The following is a 17,773-nucleotide window of genomic DNA, read 5'->3' on the forward strand; positions in this document are numbered from 1 at the left end:
CGCGCCGGGCCTTCATCGACGTCTCAGCGCGCTATCGATCCCAGCCGACGGCCGGTGCATCCGGGGGCAGCGGCACGCGCAGCACACGCATCTGCATCGCGAGGAGGCCGTAGTAGCCCACGAGCGTGGTGAGCTCGACGGCGCCGGCCTCGCCGAGTTGCCCGACGACGCTCGCCCACGCGGCGTCGTCGACGTCGCCGGTGGCGAGCAGCTGCCCGACGACGGCGGCGGCGGCGCGCTCGGCCGGGTCGTCCGGCTCGACCGGTCCTCCTGTGCGGACCGCCTCCAGCAGCGCTGCCGGCAGTCCGGCCAATGCGGCGAGCGGTGCGTGGGCGTACCACTCGAAGTCCGAACGGTGGTGCGCGGCGACCTGCAGCGTCGCGAGCTCGCGAACCCGCTCGGGCAGCACGCTGCCGTATCGCAGCGCAGCGCCCAGCGCCTGCAGCGCCGCGCCCGATCTCGGGGCGCGCAGCATCGCGTCGAACGGGCCGTGCAGGCTGCCGTCCGAGCTCAGCCCCACCCGGCCCGGCGGGTCGGCGAGCGCGTCGTACACCGCGCGCTGCTCGGCGTCGAGCTCGTCGGGGCGCAGGGGGCGCAGCCGTCGCTCGCCCACCCTCACCCGCCGTTCAGCAGGCTGGCGGTGATCGTCATGGCCAGCACGGCGATCACGGTGCCCAGCCCGCCGTAGGCGAGCACGTCGATCGGACGGCTGCGGATCGCGAGCAGCCCGACCCGGTCCGTCGGCAGCAGCACCCGCAGCACAGCGGCCACGATCAGGGCACCGCCGAGCAGCACCGCCCCCTCGCGCCAGTGCTGGGTGAGCGTCCTGACCATGCCCGCACCCGCGATCAGCAGCACGAACGTCATCGGCGCGTGCACCGGCAGGCGGGAGCGGAGGCCGGTCACGACGGTTCGCCGACCGCCCGCTCGGCTGCTTCCACCACGTTGGTCAGCAGCATCGCCCGCGTCATCGGACCGACCCCACCGGGCATCGGCGCGAGCAGCCCGGCCACCTCGGCCACCTCGGGCGCGACGTCGCCCACCAGCCCGGTGTCCGTTCGCGTCACACCGACGTCGAGGACGGTGGCTCCCGGCCGCACCATGTCGGCGGTGATCAGGCCTTGCACGCCCGCGGCCGCGACGACGATGTCGGCGCGGCGGACCTCGGCGGCGAGGTCCTTCGTGCCCGTGTGGCACAGCGTCACGGTGGCGTTCTCGGACCGGCGGGTGAGCAGCAGGCCGAGCGGCCTTCCGACCGTGACGCCGCGGCCGACCACGGTGACGCGCGCGCCGTTCAGCTCCACGCCGTAGCGGCGGCACAGCTCGACGATTCCCCGCGGCGTGCACGGCAGCGGGCCCGGCTCGCCGAGCACGAGCCGCCCGAGGCTCACCGGGGCGAGCCCGTCGGCGTCCTTCATCGGGTCGATCCGCCCCAGCGCCGCGCCCGCGTCGAGCCCCTTCGGCAGCGGAAGCTGCACGATGAACCCGGTGCAGGCCGGGTCGGCGTTCAGCTCGTCGACGGCCCGCTCGACCTCGGCCTGGGTGGCATCGGCCGGCAGCTCCCGCTGGATCGAGGTGATGCCGACCTTGGCGCAGTCGCGGTGCTTGCCCCGGACGTAGGAGTGCGAGCCCGGGTCGTCGCCGACGAGGAGCGTGCCGAGCCCCGGTGTCACGCCGCTCGCCTGCAGCTTCTCCACCCGCCCCGCCAGCTCGCCGAGCAGTTCCTGCAGCGTGGCTCTTCCGTCCATCACCGTCGCCGTCACGGACACCATCCTCCCAGCCGGGCGGGCGCCCGCCATCGGCCGGTGCGCCGAGACCGGTCCGACAACTGTCTCGGTGTGGGGGCTCGCGCACCCGCCTCCCGCTCACGCACCTGTTCGCCGCCCGCGCTACGACAGGGTGCGCCGGTCGAAACGGGGTGCGTGTCTACTGTGTCCTGTGCTGCGCGTCGAGGACCTCCGCTCGCTGCCGTTGTTCGGCGACCTGTCCGACGACCAGATCACGCAGCTGGTCGCGGCCGGCACCGTCGTCCGGATCGAGCCCGGTGTCGAGCTGTTCCACGAGGGCGAGCCTGCGGACGCCTGGTGGGCGCTGGTGGACGGCGCGATCGAGCTGAGCCGTCGCGCCGACCGCGAGGAGACGGTGGTCGGCCGGATGGACGTGCCCGGCAGGTGGGCGGGCGGGTTCCGCGCCTGGGACGAGGGCGGCGTCTACCTCGCGACGGGCCGCGGACAGGTCGCCGGGCGGGTGCTCCGGGTGCCCGCCGCGGCGCTGGCCGAGCTTGCGAGGGCCTGGTTCCCCTTCGGCAGCCACCTGATCAGCGGGCTCTACCGCACGGCGCGCTCGATCGAGTCGACCGCGCGCCAGCACCAGTCGCTGGTGGCACTGGGCACGCTCGCCGCGGGTATCGCCCATCAGATCAACAACCCGGCCGCGGCCGCCACCAGGGCGATCGACGAGCTCGATGCGACGTACCGGACCCTCGTGTCGTCGCAGGTCCTGCTCGCCGGCGACGAGCTCTCCGCCCGGCAGTTCGCCGCGCTGGACGCCCTTCGCGCCGAGCTCGGCTCCCGCCCGGCCGCCTCGGACCCGCTCACCGTGTCCGACCTGGAGGGCGACCTCGAGGTCTGGCTCGCCGACCACGGTGTCGAGCGGGAGTGGCTCCTCGCCCCGGCGCTCGCCGCGGCGGGCGCCGACATCGCCTGGTGCGAGCGGGTGGCCGCCGCGATCGGCGGACCGGCACTCGGGCCCGGCCTGGAGTGGGTGGCGAGCACGCTGTCGGCCACCGCGCTGCTCGCCGAGCTCAAGGAGTCGACCGCCCGGATCTCCGAGCTGGTCGCCACCGTGAAGTCCTACTCCCAGATGGACCGCGCGTCGCTGCAGCGCGTCGACGTGACGAGTGGGCTCGACAGCACGGTCGCGATGCTCGGCGACCGGATCGGCGGCGGCGTCACCGTCGTCCGCGACTACGGGTCCGACGTGCGTCCGATCGACGCCTATGCGAGCGAGCTGAACCAGGTCTGGACCAACCTGATCGACAACGCGCTCGACGCGATGGACGGCTCGGGAACGCTCCGGCTGACGGTGCGCGCCGACGGCGACGCCGTGGCGGTGTCGATCGCCGACACCGGGCCGGGCATGTCGCCGCAGGTGGCGGAGCGCGCGTTCGACGCGTTCTTCTCGACCAAGGACGTCGGCAAGGGCACGGGCCTCGGCCTCGACATCGCGCGGCGCATCGTCGTGGAGCGCCACGGCGGCACCATCACGATCGACTCCCGCCCGGGCGCGACCACCCTGCACGTCCGGCTACCTCGCTCGGGTGTCGCAGCCGGGTCGTGATCCCTCCGACCGGTTCCTCCTTCAGGGCGGAGCTGCTGAGCGCCACCGTGCGGTAGCTCGGGCCCGGAAGTCGGTAGCCGTCCGGACGGCAGCTCGCTACCTTCGCGGCCATGAGCTCCTGAGATGTCCGCCGGCCCCTGCCCGCAGTACTCCTCGGAGTTCCCGCACGCATGCGTCATACCGTCCTGCCTGGCTGCTCCCACTCGGCGGTCCGCCCATGAGCGGCGACAGGCTCGTCACCCTGTTCCTCGGATGGGTCGGCGTCCGAGCCGTGCTGCACAACGGCTGGTGGCTCGTCACGAGCTTCTACATGGTCGTCGACGCGCAGCTGTCACCCGCGCAGCTGCTGGTGATCGCCGCGGCCCAGGGCATCGCCTCCATGATCTTCGAGGTGCCGGCCGGGGTGCTCGCGGACGCGGTGAGCCGCAAGTGGGCGATCGTGGTCGCCCATCCCCTGATGGCGGTCGCGATGATCACGACCGGCCTGTTCCCGGACTTCGTGCCGCTGCTGCTCGCGCAGATGCTGTGGGGGATCTCCTGGACGTTCTCCAGCGGAGCCGACATCGCGTGGATCACCGACGAGCTGGACCGGCCGGAGCTCATCGACCGGGTGCTCGCCCGACAGGCGCGCCGGCAGCTCCTCGGGGCGGTCGTCGGCATGCTCGGCGTCGGCGGTCTCGCTGCCCTGGTGGGGCGGCAGTCCGCGATCGTGGCCGCCGGAGTCCTGATGCTCGCCCTGGGAGCAGCGGTCGCGTTCGCCTTCCCGGAACGCAACTTCACGCCGATCCGCACAGGTCGCCTGCGCGTGTCGCTCGACATCGCCCGGCGCGGGGCCCGGCTCGCCGTCCGCGACCGGACGATCCTCGCCCTCGTCGTCGTCACCGTGCTCGTCAACGGCGCCGCCGACTCCTTCGGGCGCATCTACCCGCTCCAGCTGCACGCCCTCGGCTTCCCCGCCGGCGGTCCGGGAACGGTGTGGTCCACCGTTCTGGGCATCGGTGCCCTCGTCATCGGCGCCCTGTCGCTCCGCGCCGTGGAACAGCGGATCTACGGCGAGCGAGGCGCCCGGGGCGCCATGCTCCTGGCCTGCGCCGCGGGCGTCCTCGGCCTGGGCATGCTCGGGCTCGCCCCGGACCTCACCACCGCGCTGGTCGCGGTGCTCGTCGCATCCGGGGTCGCCATGCCGCTGGTGCGCACGGTCACGACGATCTGGGTCAACCGCCGCACGTCGAGCGACGTCCGCGCGACCGTCCACTCCTTCCTGGCCCAGGCGGAGTACGGGGGCGAGATCCTCTGCGCCGGGCTCCTGGCGGCCCTGTCCGGCGTCCTCGGTTCCGCTGGGGCGTTCATCTTCACGGCGGCCCTTTTCGGCGCCAGCATGCTCGTGATCTCGCTGGGACGTCGTGCACGAGTCACGACAACCGGGGCGAGGCGGTGATCGGTGTGTCAGGCGACTCGGAGTCCGTGGGCGGCCGCGAACGCGATCGCCTGCTCGACGTCCACCGCGGCCCCGGCCAGCCGCGCCTGCACGAGGCCGTCGGGATCGATGCGTGCTCCGCGCAGATCGGCGCCGTCCAGCCGGGCTCGCAGCAGGCGGGCACCGGTCAGGTCGGCGCCCTGCAGGTCCGCGCCCCGCAGGTCGGCCTCCACCAGGTTCGCCTCGCGCAGCCGCAGCCCCGACAGGTCCGTGTCCCGCAGGTCGGCGCGGCCGAGGGCGGCGAGTGTGAGGTCGCAGTCGCTGAAGGTGATCGGCCGCAGCCGCGAGTCGATCAGCGACGTGCCGAGCAGCGAGCACCCGCGGAACGCCGAGCCGCCGAGCGTGGCCCGCACCATCCGGCAGGACCGGAAGGCGCCGCCCCGGTGGACGGACTCACCGAGATCGGCGCCAGTGAAGTCGCAGTCGTCGAAGGTGCACGACTCGGTGGCGAGCCCCCGCAGGTCCGCCTCCGCGAAGCTGCAGCGCACGAACCTGCGCCGCCGCCACGGCTCGTCGCCCGGACGCACCTCCGACAGGTCGAGATCGATGTACTCGCGGTCGTCCCCCTGATCCACGAGCGCACCCTCCCACGCCCCTGACTTCACGCGCACCGGACCGCACCCGCCGGGCGATGAGGCGCCTACTGGGCAGACCCTCCCCCGCGACGCCGCTGGGACACGGCGTCGAGCACGATCCCCAGCAGCCGGTCCGGCTCGTCCGCGTCGTCGGTCTGAGCAGTCGCCAGCGCGATCCCGACCACGAGCTGCAGGAGATCGCCGGGTGAGAGATCGGCGCGAGCCGAACCCGAGCGCTGGGCGTTGCCGAGCAGCCGGGCGGCCGTGTCCATGATCCGCTCGTGGCAGTCGAAGCCCAGCTCGTCCGGCGCGACGGTCATCACCGCCCCGCCGAGGCCCTGGCCGCTGCGCGCATGCGCGAGGAAGGCACGCAGCCACTCGGCCAGCGCGTCATCCGGTGAGGCGGAGGTCAGCAGCTCGTCACCCCGGCCGCACAGCGCCTCGATCCGGTCGCGGAGCACCGCGATCTGCAGGGCACGGCGAGTGGGGAAGTGCCGGTAGAGCGTGCCCGGTCCGACCTCGGCCCTGCGGGCGATCTCGTTGAGGGACGCCTCCGGGCCCGCTTCGGCGAACACCTCGCGGGCGGCGGCGACGACGCGCGCCTGGTTGCGGCGTGCGTGGGCCCGCAGCGGCCGGTCCACGGTCATCCCTCCCGACTTTCCGGAGAACTTCTCCGCTATGGTAGCGCCCACGTACCGGAGAAGTTCTCCGGAAAGGAGTGGACATGACAGACGTGACACGGAGCGAGGTCGGTATCTGGACCTTCGCCTTCGACGGCGAGCCCGCCGGCCGGGTACGGGAGGCGGCCGCCGAGATCGAGGAGCTCGGCTACGGCGCGATCTGGTACGGCGAGGCGTTCGGGCGCGACACGGTGAGCCAGGGATGGCTGCTGCTGTCGGCCACGCGGCGCCTCACCGTCGCCTCCGGGATCGCCAACGTCGCGCTGCGGGACCCGATGGCCTTGGCAGGTGCCGAGCGGGCGCTGGGTGAGGCGTTCCCCGGCCGCTACGTCCTCGGCCTCGGCGGCCATCGCGTCGACGACACCGTGCGGGAGTTCGCCGGCTACCCGATGCCGGCGCTGGGGAACGCCGCAGCGGCGATGCGCGCCTACCTGGACGCGATGGACGCCGTCCCCGCGCACAGCCCGGTCCCGGATCCGGCACCACTCCGGGTGCTCGCCGCACTCGGCCCGAAGATGTTGGCGCTCGCCGCCGAACGCGCCCAGGGCGCCCACCCGTACTTCGTGTCCGTCGACCACACCGCGCGAGCACGCGAGATCATGGGCCCGGACGCGTTCCTGGCCGTGGAACAGGGCGTGGTGCTCGACGCCGACGCCACCCGGGCCCGCGAGATCGCCACGGCGCACGTCGCCGGCTACGTCTCGATGGCCCCGCACCAGGAGGCCAACGTGCGCCGGCTGGGCTTCGGCGACGAGGACATCCTCGCCGGCCCGAGCAGGCGGCTGGTGGACGCGATCGTGGCCCACGGCGACGTCGAGTCGATCCAGAAGCGCGTGCAGGAGCACCTCGACGCCGGAGCGGACCACGTCTGCGTCCAGGCGCTCACCGCCGACCCGGCGGCGCTGCCGCTACCCGAGTGGCGCGAGCTGGCCCCGGCACTGCTCAGCGGAAGTCGCGCGACTTCACCGGCACCGTGAGCGCCAGCTTCTGCAGCCGGTCGGCCACCAGGTTGAGCACGCCCTCCGGGCTGCGTTCCAGCCGCCCGCGCACGAGCAGGGCGGTGCTGCTGAGCGCCACCGTGCGGTAGCGCGCCCACAGCCCCTCCGAGCAGGTGACGTTGAGCATGCCGCCCTCGTCCTCCAGGTTCAGGAAGGTGACGCCGCGGGCGGTGGCCGGCCGCTGCCGGTGGGTGACGAGCCCGCCGACCAGCACCCGCGGCATGTCGTGTTCCGGGTCGCCGGGCGGGACGGCGCGGCCGATGGCGTCGAGGGCGTCGATGCGGACAGCGCCGAGGGCCTCGAGCTTCTCCCGCAGGTGCTGCATGGGGTGCGTGCCGGGCGAGACGCCGGTGGCCCAGACATCGGCTGCGGTGAGCTCGACGTCGGTGAGCCCGGGCAGGGCGGGCGCCTCCAGCCCGACGGCGGTGCCGGGCAACTGCTCGGGACGCACCGCCGCGACCACCCCGGCCGCCCACAGCGCCGAGCGCCGGTCGATCCCGAAGCTGCCGAACGCGCCGGCGGTGGCGAGCGCCTCGGCCTGCGGGACGGTGAGCCGGACGCGGCGGGCGAGGTCGGCGAGGTCGCGGTAGGGCCCGCCCCGGTCGCGCTCGGCGTCGATCTGCTCGGCCAGCTCGAGGCCGATGCCCCGCACCTCGGCGAGCCCGAGCCGGACGGCCTGCCCGCCGGTGGAGAGCGGGTCGGGTTGCAGGATCGCCTCGGCCCGCCCGAGGTTGACATCGGCGCCGCGGGTGAGCACGCCGTGCCTGCGCGCGTCGGCCACCAGCGACTGCGGCGAGTAGAAGCCCATCGGCTGCGCGTTGAGCAGCGCCGCGCAGAACGCGGCCGGGTAGTAGAGCTTGAACCAGGCGCTGTAGTAGACGAGCGACGCGAAGCTGATCGCGTGGCTCTCCGGGAAGCCGAAGTTGGCGAACGCGATCATCTTGCGGAAGATCCTTATCGCCACCTCGCCGGTGATGCCGTTGGCCGTCATGCCGGCGAAGAAGCGGTCGCGCAACCGCTCCATCTTCTCCTCCGACCGCTTGGCGCCCATCGCGCGGCGCAGCTCGTCGGCGTCGCCCGCGGAGAAGCCTGCGACGTCCACGGCGATCTGCATGAGCTGCTCCTGGAACAGCGGTACGCCGAGCGTCTTCTCCAGCGCGCCCTTGAGGAGGGGGTGGTCGTAGTCCCACTCCTCCAGCTTGTTGCGCCGCCGCACGTAGGGGTGCACCGAACCGCCCTGGATCGGGCCGGGCCGGATCAGCGCGACCTCCACGACGAGGTCGTAGAACACCCGCGGCTTGAGCCGGGGCAGCGTGGCCATCTGCGCCCGCGACTCCACCTGGAACACCCCGACCGAGTCGGCGCGCGCGAGCATCGCGAAGACGTCCGGGTCGGTGGGCTGCAGCTCGTGCAGCTGGATCTTCTTCCCGTGGTGCTCCTCGACCAGGTCGAGCATGAGGTGCAGCGCGGTGAGCATGCCCAGCCCGAGCAGGTCGAACTTGACGAGCCCCGCGTACGCGCAGTCGTCCTTGTCCCACTGCACGACGGTGCGGCCGGGCATGCGCGCCCACTCGACGGGCACCACCTCCGACACCGGCCGGTCGCAGATGACCATGCCCCCGGAGTGGATGCCGAGGTGGCGCGGGAAGCCGAGCAGCTCGTTGGCCAGCCCGACCACCTGGTCGGGTATCTCGACGGGCACGTCGGCGACCGGGCCGCCCCAGCGCTCGATCTGCTTGCTCCACGCGTCCTGCTGGCCCGGCGAGAAACCGAACGCCTTCGCCATGTCGCGGACGGCCGAGCGCGGCCGGTAGGTGATGACGTTGGCCACCTGGGCGGCGCACCCGCGCCCGTACTTGGCGTAGACGTACTGGATGACCTCCTCGCGGCGGCCGGACTCGATGTCGAGGTCGATGTCCGGGTAGCCCTCGCGCGCCGGGGAGAGGAAGCGCTCGAAGAGCAGCCCCATCGCCACGGCGTCGACGTTGGTGATGCCCAGCGCGTAGCAGACGGCGGAGTTGGCCGCCGAGCCGCGGCCCTGGCAGAGGATGTCGGCCTTGCGGCAGAACTCGACGATGTCGTGGACGATCAGGAAGTAGCCGGGGAAGTTCTTCTTCTTGATGATCTCGAACTCGCGCCGGATCGTCTCGACGGCTTCCGGGTGCTCGGCGTGGCTGCCGTAGCGGAGCATCATCCCGCGCTGGACCAGCTCCCACAGCCAGCTCGCCTCGGTGTGACCCGCCGGGACGTCGAACGGCGGCAGGTCCGGCGCGACGAGGCGGATCGGGAACGCGCAGGCGGTGCCGATCTCCGCGGCCCGCGCGACCGCGCCCGGGTAGCGGGTGTCGAACCGGGCCGCCATCTCAGCGCCGGAGCGCAGGTGGGCGGTGCCGGCGGGCGGCAGCCAGCCGTCGACCTCGTCGAGGCTGCGCCGCGCCCGCACCGCGGCCAGCGCCGTGGCCAGCGGGAACCGGCGCGGGGTGGCGTAGTGGGCCGCGGTGGTGGCCACCGTGGGCAGCCCGGCGTCGAGGGCCAGCTCGGCGAGCACGTCGTTCAGCTCGGTGTCGGTGGGCAGCGCGGCGTGGGTGAGCTCGACGGCCACGTGGTCGGCCCCGAACCGCTCGACGAGCCTGCGCAGCTCCTTGCCGGCGGCGTCGCGCCCACCGGCGCGCAACGCCTGCTGCACGCTGCCCTTGCGGCAGCCGGTGAGCACCAGGACCTGGCCCGCGGTGTCGGCGACCACCTCGTCGACGTCGTAGATCGGCCGCCCCTTCTCCTGCCCACGCAGCTGGGCGGTGCTGATCGTGCGGCACAGCGCGCGGTAGCCCTCCGGCCCGCGGGCGAGCAGCAGCAGGTGGTTGCCCTCCGGGTCGGCCACCCCGTTCTGCGGGGCGGTGAGGCCGAGGGACAGCTCGGCGCCGAAGACCGTGCGGACGCCCAGCTCGGCGGCCGCCTCGGCGAACCGGACCACGCCGTACATGCCGTCGTGGTCGGTGAGCGCGATCGCGTCCAGCCCCAGCCGCGCCGCCTCCTCCACCAGCTCCTCGGGGTGGCTCGCGCCGTCGAGGAAGCTGAAGTTGGAGTGGCAGTGCAGCTCGGCGTACGGCACGCGGGCACCCGGCGTGCCCACCGGCGGGGCGACGTACGGCTCCCGCTTGCGCGACCACGCCGGGCTGTCGCCGCCGTCGGCCTCCGGCCCGCCGGAGAGGTTCCCGCCGTTCCAGGCACGCCCCGACAGCGCGGCCTCCAGCTCGTGCCACGGGACGTCCGGGTTGTTCCAGCCCACGACTCAAGTCGAACAGGTGTTCGAGATCATCTCAACCGCCCGACCAGGCGAATCGGTCACACCACGGTGGGTGGCGCCCTCGTCACGACGAAATCCCGGTGCTCCGCGGAGCCCCGCCAACTACCTTCCGACCCAGCGGTGACGACGGGCGTGACGACCCCCGAGCCGCTCGGCCGGTCACCGTCATCGACCGCGACGAGGCCGGCCGTGCGGTCGGTGAAGGTGTGGTGGCACCGCGAGCGACCCGATCGCCCACACCTCCCGGGAGACCGACCGAGGAGGTGCCGATGTCCCGCACGCTCACCGCACAACTGCCTCAGCACACCGGACAGCGCGTCACGGTGCAGGGGTGGGTCCACCGCCGAAGGCGCCTGTCCCAGGTGGCGTTCCTCGTGGTCCGCGACCGCAGCGGGCTCGCCCAGGTCGTGATCGGCGACGGGACGGGGCGCCGGCAGCTCGACGCACTCGGCGAGGAGACCGTCGTTTCCGTCGAGGGCACCGTGGTGGCCAACCCGAAGGCGCCCGGCGGCGCGGAGCTGACCGACCCGCGGATCACGGTGCTCGGTTCGGCCACCCCGCCGCCCGTGGAACTGTGGCGCCCGGCCCTGACCGCCGGGCTGCCCGCGCTGCTCGACCACGCCCCGATCGCCTGGCGCCACCCGGCCCGGGCGGCGGTGTGGCAGGTGGCAGCCGCGTCACTGCGCGGGTTCCGCCGCGCGCTGGACGAGCGCGGCTTCACCGAGATCCACTCACCGAAACTGGTGGGCGGCTCGACCGAGTCGGGCGCGACGGTGTTCACCGTCGACTACTTCGGCCGACCCGCCTACCTCGCGCAGTCCCCGCAGTTCTACAAGCAGATGATGGTGGGGGTGTTCGAGCGGGTCTACGAGGTCGGCCCGGTCTTCCGCGCCGAGCCCCACGACACGGTCCGGCACCTGGCCGAGTACGTGTCGCTCGACGTGGAGCTGGGCTTCATCGACGACCACCGCGACGTCCTCGCCGTGCTGCGCGACGTGCTCGCCGGGATGATCGACGCCGTTCGCGGCGGAGCCGCCGAGGCGGGCGCGCGCCTACCCGAGGTGCCCGAGCGGATACCGGTGATCCACTTCCGGGACGCCCTCGCGCTCGTGGGCGCCGACCCGGACGAGCCCGACCTGGCGCCCGAACACGAGCGGCGCATCGGGCGGTGGGCGGTCCGGGAGTTCGGATCGGACTTCGTCGCCGTCGAGGGGTTCCCGGCGCGCAAGCGCCCCTTCTACACGCACCCCGAGCCCGGCGACGCCGGCTGGACGAACTCATTCGACCTGCTGTTCCGGGGCTTGGAGCTCGTGACCGGTGGCCAGCGGCTGCACGAGTACGCCGACTACGCGCGTGCGCTGGCCGACCGGGGCGAACCCACCGACGCGTACGAGCCGTACCTGCAGGCGTTCCGCCACGGCATGCCGCCGCACGGCGGGTTCGCGATCGGGCTGGAGCGCTGGACCGCGCGGCTGGTCGGAGCGGACAACATCCGGCGCACGACGCTGTTCCCCCGCGACCTGCACCGGCTGACCCCCTGAGGCGGCTCAGGTGCGGGCGATCGCGTCGGCCGCAGCCAGCATCTGCGAACCCACCGGCTGGAGGCCGATCGCCGTGGCGAGCAGGCCCGTCGAGACCCGCTCGACGACACCCCACTCCCAGATCGCCACGGGGTCGCAGCCGGTGCGCTCCGCGAGCCGGCGGGCGCGCTCGCGGGGGTCGCCCTCCATGAGCTCGACTGGGTCCTCGCGCATCAGGATCCCGAGGTCGTACTCGGGCTCGGCGAGCAGGCCGTCCGGGTCGACGAGGGCGAACCCGCCGTCGCGGGTCTGCAGGGTGTTCCACTGGTGGACGTCGCCGTGCACCAGCACCGCCCGCTCCGGCCGGTGCGCGGCGACACGCCGGTCCGCGCAGACGAGCGCGTGGTCGACGGCAGCGCGGGAGCACGGCCCGCCGAGGTCGCGCCACGTGCGAAGGATGTGCTCGACGAGCCACCGGCCCTTCTCCGCGCCGGTGCGCAGGCCCGCGTCCGGGGCCGGCCGCCACAGCCGCGCCGCGAGGGCGCACATGATCTCCAGCCGGCGCTCGATCGGCAAGCCCAGCTCGTACATCGACGGGCCGAGCCGGTCGAGCAGCAGGGCGCTGCGCGCGACGTCCGACGCGAGGAGCCGCACGCACCCCGCGCCGTCGGCGAGCCGCAGCACGGTGATCTCGTCGGCGGCCTGCCCGGGGCGCGGGACGAGCAGCTTCAGCACGGCGGGCGTTCCGTCGGCGAGCTGCGCCTCGGCGACGTAGGCCTCGGTCGGGTCGGGATACGCCCGGCCGACCGTGATGCCCCAGTCGCGCTCCAGCCCGGCCACCAGGGCGGCGAGCCCGGCCACCCACGCGCCCGCGCCCGCCTGCTCCGCCTTCGCCCGCACGACGTCCGGCAGCTCCACGTCACGGACGGTAGCGGCCTTCACCGAAGGTGTGACTACCCGGTCGTGACCGGGAGGTGGGCCTCGATCGCACGCATGATCGCCACCTTCGGCCGCGCGCCGACGACCTGCGTGGCGACCTTCCCGCCGAGGTAGAGGTTCAGGGTGGGCATCCCGAGCACGCCTGCTGCCTGCGCGGTGCGCGGGTTGACGTCGACGTCCATCTCGGCGACGACCAGCCGCCCGGCCAGCTCGTCGGCGAGCTCGGCGAGCACCGGCTTGATCATCTTGCACGGCGGGCACCAGTCGGCGGTGAAGTCCAGCAGCACGGGCAGCTCGGCGCGCAGCACGAGCTCCTCGAAGGTGGCGTCGGACACCTTGACGATCATGGGTTCTCCTCCGAGAAGCAGCAGCGGGGGGCGGGCGGATCGCCGAGCTGGGCCACGAGCTCGCGGCGCACGGCGTGCATCCGGGCGAGCCACTCGTCCACCTCGGCCAGCTTGCGGCGCTGGACCGCACGGGAAGCCGCGCAGCTCGCACCGGAGGGGTGGCCGGCCCGCAGGCACTCGACGAACGGGCGCGTCTCCTCGAGCGCGAACCCGAGGTCGACGAGCGACCGGATCTCGGTGACGAGCCGCAGGTCGCGCTCGTCGTAGTCGCGGTAGCCGTTGGCCCGGCGCCGCGCATCGAGCAGGCCGAGCTCCTCGTAGTGCCGCAGCGTCCGGGTGCTCACCCCGGCCCGCCGCCCCAGCTCACCGATCCGCACGCGTACGACGCTAAACCTTGCCGCCCACGGAAACGCCAGCGTGAGGACCGCCACTGATCCGACGAGCGGCGCTTTCGTCGGAACCTATCCGACGAACGCGCCGTTCGTCGGAATCAGCGGGGCGGGAGCTCCCCCGAGCCCCGGCGGACCAGCGTCGTCGGGACCAGGCGCACTCCGGGGGGACTCGGGTCGCCCGCGATGCGGGCGAACAGCAGGGTCGCCGCGGTCCGCCCGATCGCGGCCGGGTCCTGCGCCACCACCGTGATGCCGGGCGAGAGCAGGTCGGCGAGCAGCACGTCGTCGAACCCCACGAGCGCGACCGACCACTCCGCGCCGAGCCTGCGCAGCGCCCGCACCGCGCCGATCGTGATCAGGTTCTGCGCGGTGAACAGGGCGGTGGGCGGGTCGGGCCTGGCAAGCAGGGCGGTGACCGCTCCGTCGGCGTCGCCGGGCTTCCGCAGGTCGTGCACCACGAGACCGGGGTCGACGGGCAGGCCGAGCGACCCGAGGGCGTCGCAGTAGCCCGCGTAGCGCTGCTCGGCCGTCCGGATCGAGCGCCGGTCGCCGAGGAACGCGATCCGCCGGTGCCCCGCCGCGGCGAGGTGCCGCACGCCCTCCGCGGCGCCCAGGGCGTTGGTCGTGATCACGGCGTCGACGGCGAGGTTGCTCGCCTCCCGGTCCACGCAGACGACCGGGGTGCCCGCCGGGAGCTCGTCGGTGAGGTAGGACTGGTCGTCGCCGCACGGTGCGAGCAGCAACCCGTCGGCCCGCCGCGCGCCGAACTCGCGGGCCAGCGCGCGCTCCCGGGCCGGGTCCTCGTCGATGCTCGCGGAGAACACGACCATCCCGCGCTCGCGCGCCTCGTTCTCCACGGCCCGCTGCACGGCAGCCGAGAACGGGTTGGCGACGTCCTCGAGCAGCAGGGCGATCGCAGCCGTCCGGCCGTCGGTGCGCAGCAGCCGGGCGCCGGGATGCGGGCGGAAGCCGAGCTCGTCGATCGCCCGCTGCACCCTGACGGCGAGCGCCGTCGAGACCCCCGGCTCGTCGTTGACCACCCGCGAGACCGTCTTCAGGCTGACGTCGGCCAGCTGGGCGACGTCACGCATGGTCGGTCGGCGCCGGGCCGGGACGCTCTGCACGATCGTCAGCATCGTCCTCCGATGCCTGACATCGTTGTCACCGTGACCACTTCGTTACGAATCGATGTCCGGTACGGCCTTGTGGACCGGCGTCTTTGCGTACCAGAGTTCCGACAACGTTGTCTCCACGTCGATGCTGACGAGAGGTCGTGGGATGAACCAGGCAGGGAAGGCCCGCAGGCGGGCCACCGCGCTCGCCATCGGGGCCAGTGCGGCCCTCGCGCTCACCGCGTGCGGTGGCGGGACCGAGCCGGCAGGCGGCGGCGGTGGTGGCGGCGGCGGCGACAAGCCGATCGTCGGCCTCATCACCAAGACCGACACCAACCCGTTCTTCGTCAAGATGAAGGAAGGCGCCCAGCAGGCCGCCGACTCGGCAGGCGTCGAGCTGCAGAGCTTCGCCGGGAAGCAGGACGGCGACAACGAGTCGCAGGTGCAGGCCATCGAGTCGCTGATCTCCGCGGGCGCGGCCGGCTTCATGATCACGCCCAGCGACTCGGCTGCGATCGTGCCGACGCTGGACCGAGCGCGGCAGGCCGGCCTGCTGGTGATCGCGCTCGACACCCAGACCGAGCCCCCGGACGCCGCCGACGCCACCTTCGCCACCGACAACTTCCAGGCGGGCCTGCTCATCGGCCAGTGGGCGAAGGCGAAGTTCGAGGCGGAAGGCAAGCAGGCCAAGATCGCGATGCTCGATCTGTCGCCGAACCGGCCGACCGTCGACGTCCAGCGCGACCAGGGCTTCCTGCAGGGCTTCGGCATCGAGGTGGGCGACCCCACCCAGATCGGCGACGAGTCCGACCCGCGCATCGTCGGCCACGACGTCACCGACGGCGCCGAGGAGGGCGGCCGAACGGCGATGGAGAACCTGCTGCAGAAGGATCCCTCGATCAACCTCGTCTACACGATCAACGAGCCGGCCGCCGCAGGCGCGTACGAGGCGATCAAGGCCGCCGGCCGGCAGAACGACATCGAGATCGTGTCCGTCGACGGCGGCTGCCCCGGCGTCGAGAACGTCAAGGCCGGCATCATCGGCGCCACCTCGCAGCAGTACCCGCTGAAGATGGCGTCGCAAGGCGTCGAGGCCCTCTCCCAGTTCGCGAAGGACGGCGCCAAGCCGGCGGCCACCGCGGGCAAGGACTTCACCGACACCGGCGTCACGCTCGTCACCGACGAGCCGCAACCGGGCGTCGAGTCCGAGGACACCGCGTTCGGACTGCAGAACTGCTGGGGATGATCGGATGACGGACGACACCCGGGGCTCGGTCGCCACGGCGGCCGGGCCGCCGCCCCACGGCTTCGACGAGCGGCGGGCCGAGACACCGCTGCAGCGGCTGCAGCACGTCCTGCACGCCCGCCCCATCCTCGGCCCACTGGCTGTGCTCGTGCTCGCGATCATCGCGTTCTCGTTCGTGAGCGACCGCTTCCTGACCGCGGCCAACCTGGGCCTCGTGATGCAGCAGGTCACGGTGATCGCCGTGCTCGCACTCGGTCAGACGCTGGTGATCCTCACCGCGGGCATCGACCTCTCGGTCGGCGCGATCGCCGTGTTCTCGTCGATCATCATGGCCAACCTGGCCACCGACCTGGGCCTTCCCGGCGTGCCCGCCCTGCTGGCCGGGATCGTGTGCGGCACCGCGATGGGGGCCTTCAACGGCTTCCTGGTGACGCGGGTCGCGCTACCCCCGTTCATCGTCACGCTGGGGACGCTCTCGATCTTCTTCTCGCTGAACTCGGTGGTATCGCGCAGCGAGACCGTCCGTGGCACGGACATGCCGTCGATCATGACGTGGACCGGCACCGCGTTCTCGATCGGCGACCTCCGGATCACCTACGGGTCGATCATCATGCTGCTGCTCTTCGGGTTCTTCTACTACGCGCTGGGCTACACGGCATGGGGGCGGCACGTGTACGCCACCGGTGACGACATCGAGGCCGCCCGCCTCGCCGGCATCCGGACGGGCCGGGTGCTGTTCTCGGTCTACCTGGTGGCCGGGCTGGTGTACGCGATCGGCGCGTGGATCCTGATCGGCAGGCTCGCGTCGGCCAGCCCGAACGTGGGCATCGAGTACAACCTCAACTCGATCACCGCCGTCGTGCTCGGCGGCACGAGCCTGTTCGGCGGCCGCGGTCTCGTGCTCGGCACGCTGGTCGGCGCGCTCATCGTCGGCGTGTTCCAGAACGGCCTGCAGCTCGGTGGCGTCGACGTCGTCTGGCAGGGCTTCGCGATCGGCCTGCTGGTGCTCGTCGCCGTGTCCATCGACCAGTGGATCAGGAAGGTCCGCGCATGACGACAACCGTTCGGACGCCCGTGCTCGAGGCGCGCGGGCTCGTCAAGAGGTACGGGCCGGTCACGGCGATCGCCAGCGGCGACCTCGAGCTGTACCCAGGCGAGATCCTCGCGATCATCGGCGACAACGGCGCCGGCAAGACCAGCCTGATCAAGGCGCTGTGCGGGGCACTCATCCCGGACGCGGGCGAGATCCTGCTGGACGGCAAGCCGGTGCACTTCCGCAGCCCGATGGACGCCCGGCTCGCCGGCATCGAGACCGTCTACCAGACGCTCGCCGTCGCGCCGGGGCTCGACATCGCCGACAACCTGTTCCTCGGCCGCGAGGAGCGCAAGCCGGGGATCCTCGGCTCGGTGTTCCGGATGCTCGACCGCAAGCACATGCGGTCGGAGGCGAAGCGGCACATGACCGACCTCGGCATCACCACATTGCAGAACATCGGCCAGGCCGTGGAGAGCCTGTCCGGTGGGCAGCGGCAGGGCGTGGCGGTGGCGCGGTCCGCGGCGTTCGGAAGCAAGGTCGTGATCCTCGACGAGCCCACGGCAGCGCTGGGCGTCAAGGAGGGCAACCGGGTGCTGCAGCTCATCCGCGACGTCCGCGACCGCGGCCTTCCGGTGATCCTCATCAGCCACAACATGCCGCACGTGTTCGAGCTCGCCGACCGGATCCACATCCAGCGGCTCGGCCGCCGGGCCACGGTGATCACGCCGAAGTCGCACTCGATGACCGAAGCCGTGGCGATCATGACGGGGGCGGCGGAACCTCCCCCACCGGTGGCCTGAAAGGGGCA

The 17,773-nt window shown here is 72.9% G+C and carries 17 protein-coding genes; 7 read left to right on the top strand and 10 right to left on the bottom strand.

Annotated elements, in window-relative coordinates:
* Positions 1-31: 31 nt before the first annotated feature.
* The 3 genes from FB388_RS32400 to FB388_RS32410 are packed head-to-tail and all read right to left on the bottom strand — an operon-like array spanning position 32 to position 1,763.
* Positions 32-613: a carboxymuconolactone decarboxylase family protein gene (locus FB388_RS32400; RefSeq protein WP_142106521.1), complete on the bottom strand. Its 582-nt coding sequence runs from the start codon at positions 611-613 to the stop codon at positions 32-34.
* A gap of 2 nt (positions 614-615) precedes the next feature.
* Complete coding sequence (locus FB388_RS32405) at positions 616-906, bottom strand: DUF3017 domain-containing protein (protein WP_425468597.1); 291 nt, start codon at positions 904-906, stop codon at positions 616-618.
* Positions 903-1,763, bottom strand: a complete 861-nt coding sequence (locus FB388_RS32410; protein ID WP_142106522.1) for a bifunctional methylenetetrahydrofolate dehydrogenase/methenyltetrahydrofolate cyclohydrolase — start codon at positions 1,761-1,763, stop codon at positions 903-905. The genes FB388_RS32405 and FB388_RS32410 overlap by 4 nt, the downstream gene beginning before the upstream one ends.
* Positions 1,764-1,938: 175 nt before the next feature.
* Here FB388_RS32410 and FB388_RS32415 point away from each other — a divergent pair, with 175 nt between their 5' ends.
* Both FB388_RS32415 and FB388_RS32420 read left to right on the top strand, forming a co-directional pair.
* Positions 1,939-3,339, top strand: a complete 1,401-nt coding sequence (locus FB388_RS32415; protein WP_246122660.1) for a sensor histidine kinase — start codon at positions 1,939-1,941, stop codon at positions 3,337-3,339.
* 217 nt (positions 3,340-3,556) lie between these two features.
* Positions 3,557-4,777, top strand: a complete 1,221-nt coding sequence (locus FB388_RS32420; RefSeq protein ID WP_142106523.1) for an MFS transporter — start codon at positions 3,557-3,559, stop codon at positions 4,775-4,777.
* An 8-nt stretch (positions 4,778-4,785) separates the two neighbouring features.
* Here FB388_RS32420 and FB388_RS32425 read toward each other — a convergent pair whose 3' ends face one another.
* Complete coding sequence (locus FB388_RS32425) at positions 4,786-5,391, bottom strand: pentapeptide repeat-containing protein (RefSeq protein ID WP_246122661.1); 606 nt, start codon at positions 5,389-5,391, stop codon at positions 4,786-4,788.
* 65 nt (positions 5,392-5,456) lie between these two features.
* Complete coding sequence (locus FB388_RS32430) at positions 5,457-6,038, bottom strand: TetR/AcrR family transcriptional regulator (protein ID WP_142106524.1); 582 nt, start codon at positions 6,036-6,038, stop codon at positions 5,457-5,459.
* 77 nt (positions 6,039-6,115) lie between these two features.
* Between FB388_RS32430 and FB388_RS32435 the strand changes: the two genes are divergently transcribed.
* Positions 6,116-7,048, top strand: coding sequence for a TIGR03620 family F420-dependent LLM class oxidoreductase (locus tag FB388_RS32435; protein WP_142106525.1), 933 nt, complete (start codon positions 6,116-6,118; stop codon positions 7,046-7,048).
* Here FB388_RS32435 and FB388_RS32440 read toward each other — a convergent pair.
* Positions 7,014-10,355 (bottom strand): error-prone DNA polymerase, encoded by a 3,342-nt coding sequence (locus tag FB388_RS32440; protein ID WP_142106526.1) that lies wholly within the window; start codon positions 10,353-10,355, stop codon positions 7,014-7,016. The genes FB388_RS32435 and FB388_RS32440 overlap by 35 nt on opposite strands.
* Positions 10,356-10,642: 287 nt before the next feature.
* Here FB388_RS32440 and aspS point away from each other — a divergent pair, with 287 nt between their 5' ends.
* Positions 10,643-11,914: an aspartate--tRNA(Asn) ligase gene (gene aspS, locus FB388_RS32445; protein ID WP_142106527.1), complete on the top strand. Its 1,272-nt coding sequence runs from the start codon at positions 10,643-10,645 to the stop codon at positions 11,912-11,914.
* Between the two features lie 6 nt (positions 11,915-11,920).
* On the opposite strand, the gene FB388_RS32450 is transcribed toward aspS, so the two are convergent.
* The 4 genes from FB388_RS32450 to FB388_RS32465 form a co-directional block, all read right to left on the bottom strand.
* On the bottom strand, positions 11,921-12,811 hold the full coding sequence (locus FB388_RS32450; RefSeq protein WP_211362396.1) for an aminoglycoside phosphotransferase family protein: 891 nt from the start codon (positions 12,809-12,811) through the stop codon (positions 11,921-11,923).
* A gap of 35 nt (positions 12,812-12,846) precedes the next feature.
* On the bottom strand, positions 12,847-13,179 hold the full coding sequence (locus FB388_RS32455) for a thioredoxin family protein (RefSeq protein WP_142106528.1): 333 nt from the start codon (positions 13,177-13,179) through the stop codon (positions 12,847-12,849).
* Complete coding sequence (locus FB388_RS32460; RefSeq protein WP_142106529.1) at positions 13,176-13,556, bottom strand: MerR family transcriptional regulator; 381 nt, start codon at positions 13,554-13,556, stop codon at positions 13,176-13,178. The genes FB388_RS32455 and FB388_RS32460 overlap by 4 nt, the downstream gene beginning before the upstream one ends.
* 113 nt (positions 13,557-13,669) lie before the next feature.
* The gene (locus FB388_RS32465) at positions 13,670-14,707 is read right to left on the bottom strand and encodes a LacI family DNA-binding transcriptional regulator (protein ID WP_142106530.1); all 1,038 of its coding nucleotides are present in this window, start codon (positions 14,705-14,707) and stop codon (positions 13,670-13,672) included.
* Positions 14,708-14,849: 142 nt separating this feature from the next.
* Between FB388_RS32465 and FB388_RS32470 the strand changes: the two genes are divergently transcribed.
* From FB388_RS32470 to FB388_RS32480, 3 genes are read left to right on the top strand one after another with little or no spacing between them, the layout of a single operon-like run.
* Entirely contained in the window at positions 14,850-15,929 is a 1,080-nt protein-coding gene (locus tag FB388_RS32470; protein WP_142106531.1) for a sugar ABC transporter substrate-binding protein, read from the top strand.
* Between the two features lie 4 nt (positions 15,930-15,933).
* A complete protein-coding gene (locus FB388_RS32475; RefSeq protein WP_142106532.1) occupies positions 15,934-16,983 on the top strand; it encodes an ABC transporter permease in 1,050 nt (349 codons plus the stop codon).
* Entirely contained in the window at positions 16,980-17,765 is a 786-nt protein-coding gene (locus tag FB388_RS32480) for an ATP-binding cassette domain-containing protein (RefSeq protein ID WP_142106533.1), read from the top strand. Before FB388_RS32475 ends, FB388_RS32480 begins: the two co-directional genes overlap by 4 nt.
* The last annotated feature ends 8 nt before the right edge of the window (positions 17,766-17,773 follow it).

This window comes from Pseudonocardia cypriaca (genome assembly GCF_006717045.1).
Taxonomy (GTDB): Bacteria; Actinomycetota; Actinomycetes; order Mycobacteriales; family Pseudonocardiaceae; genus Pseudonocardia; species Pseudonocardia cypriaca.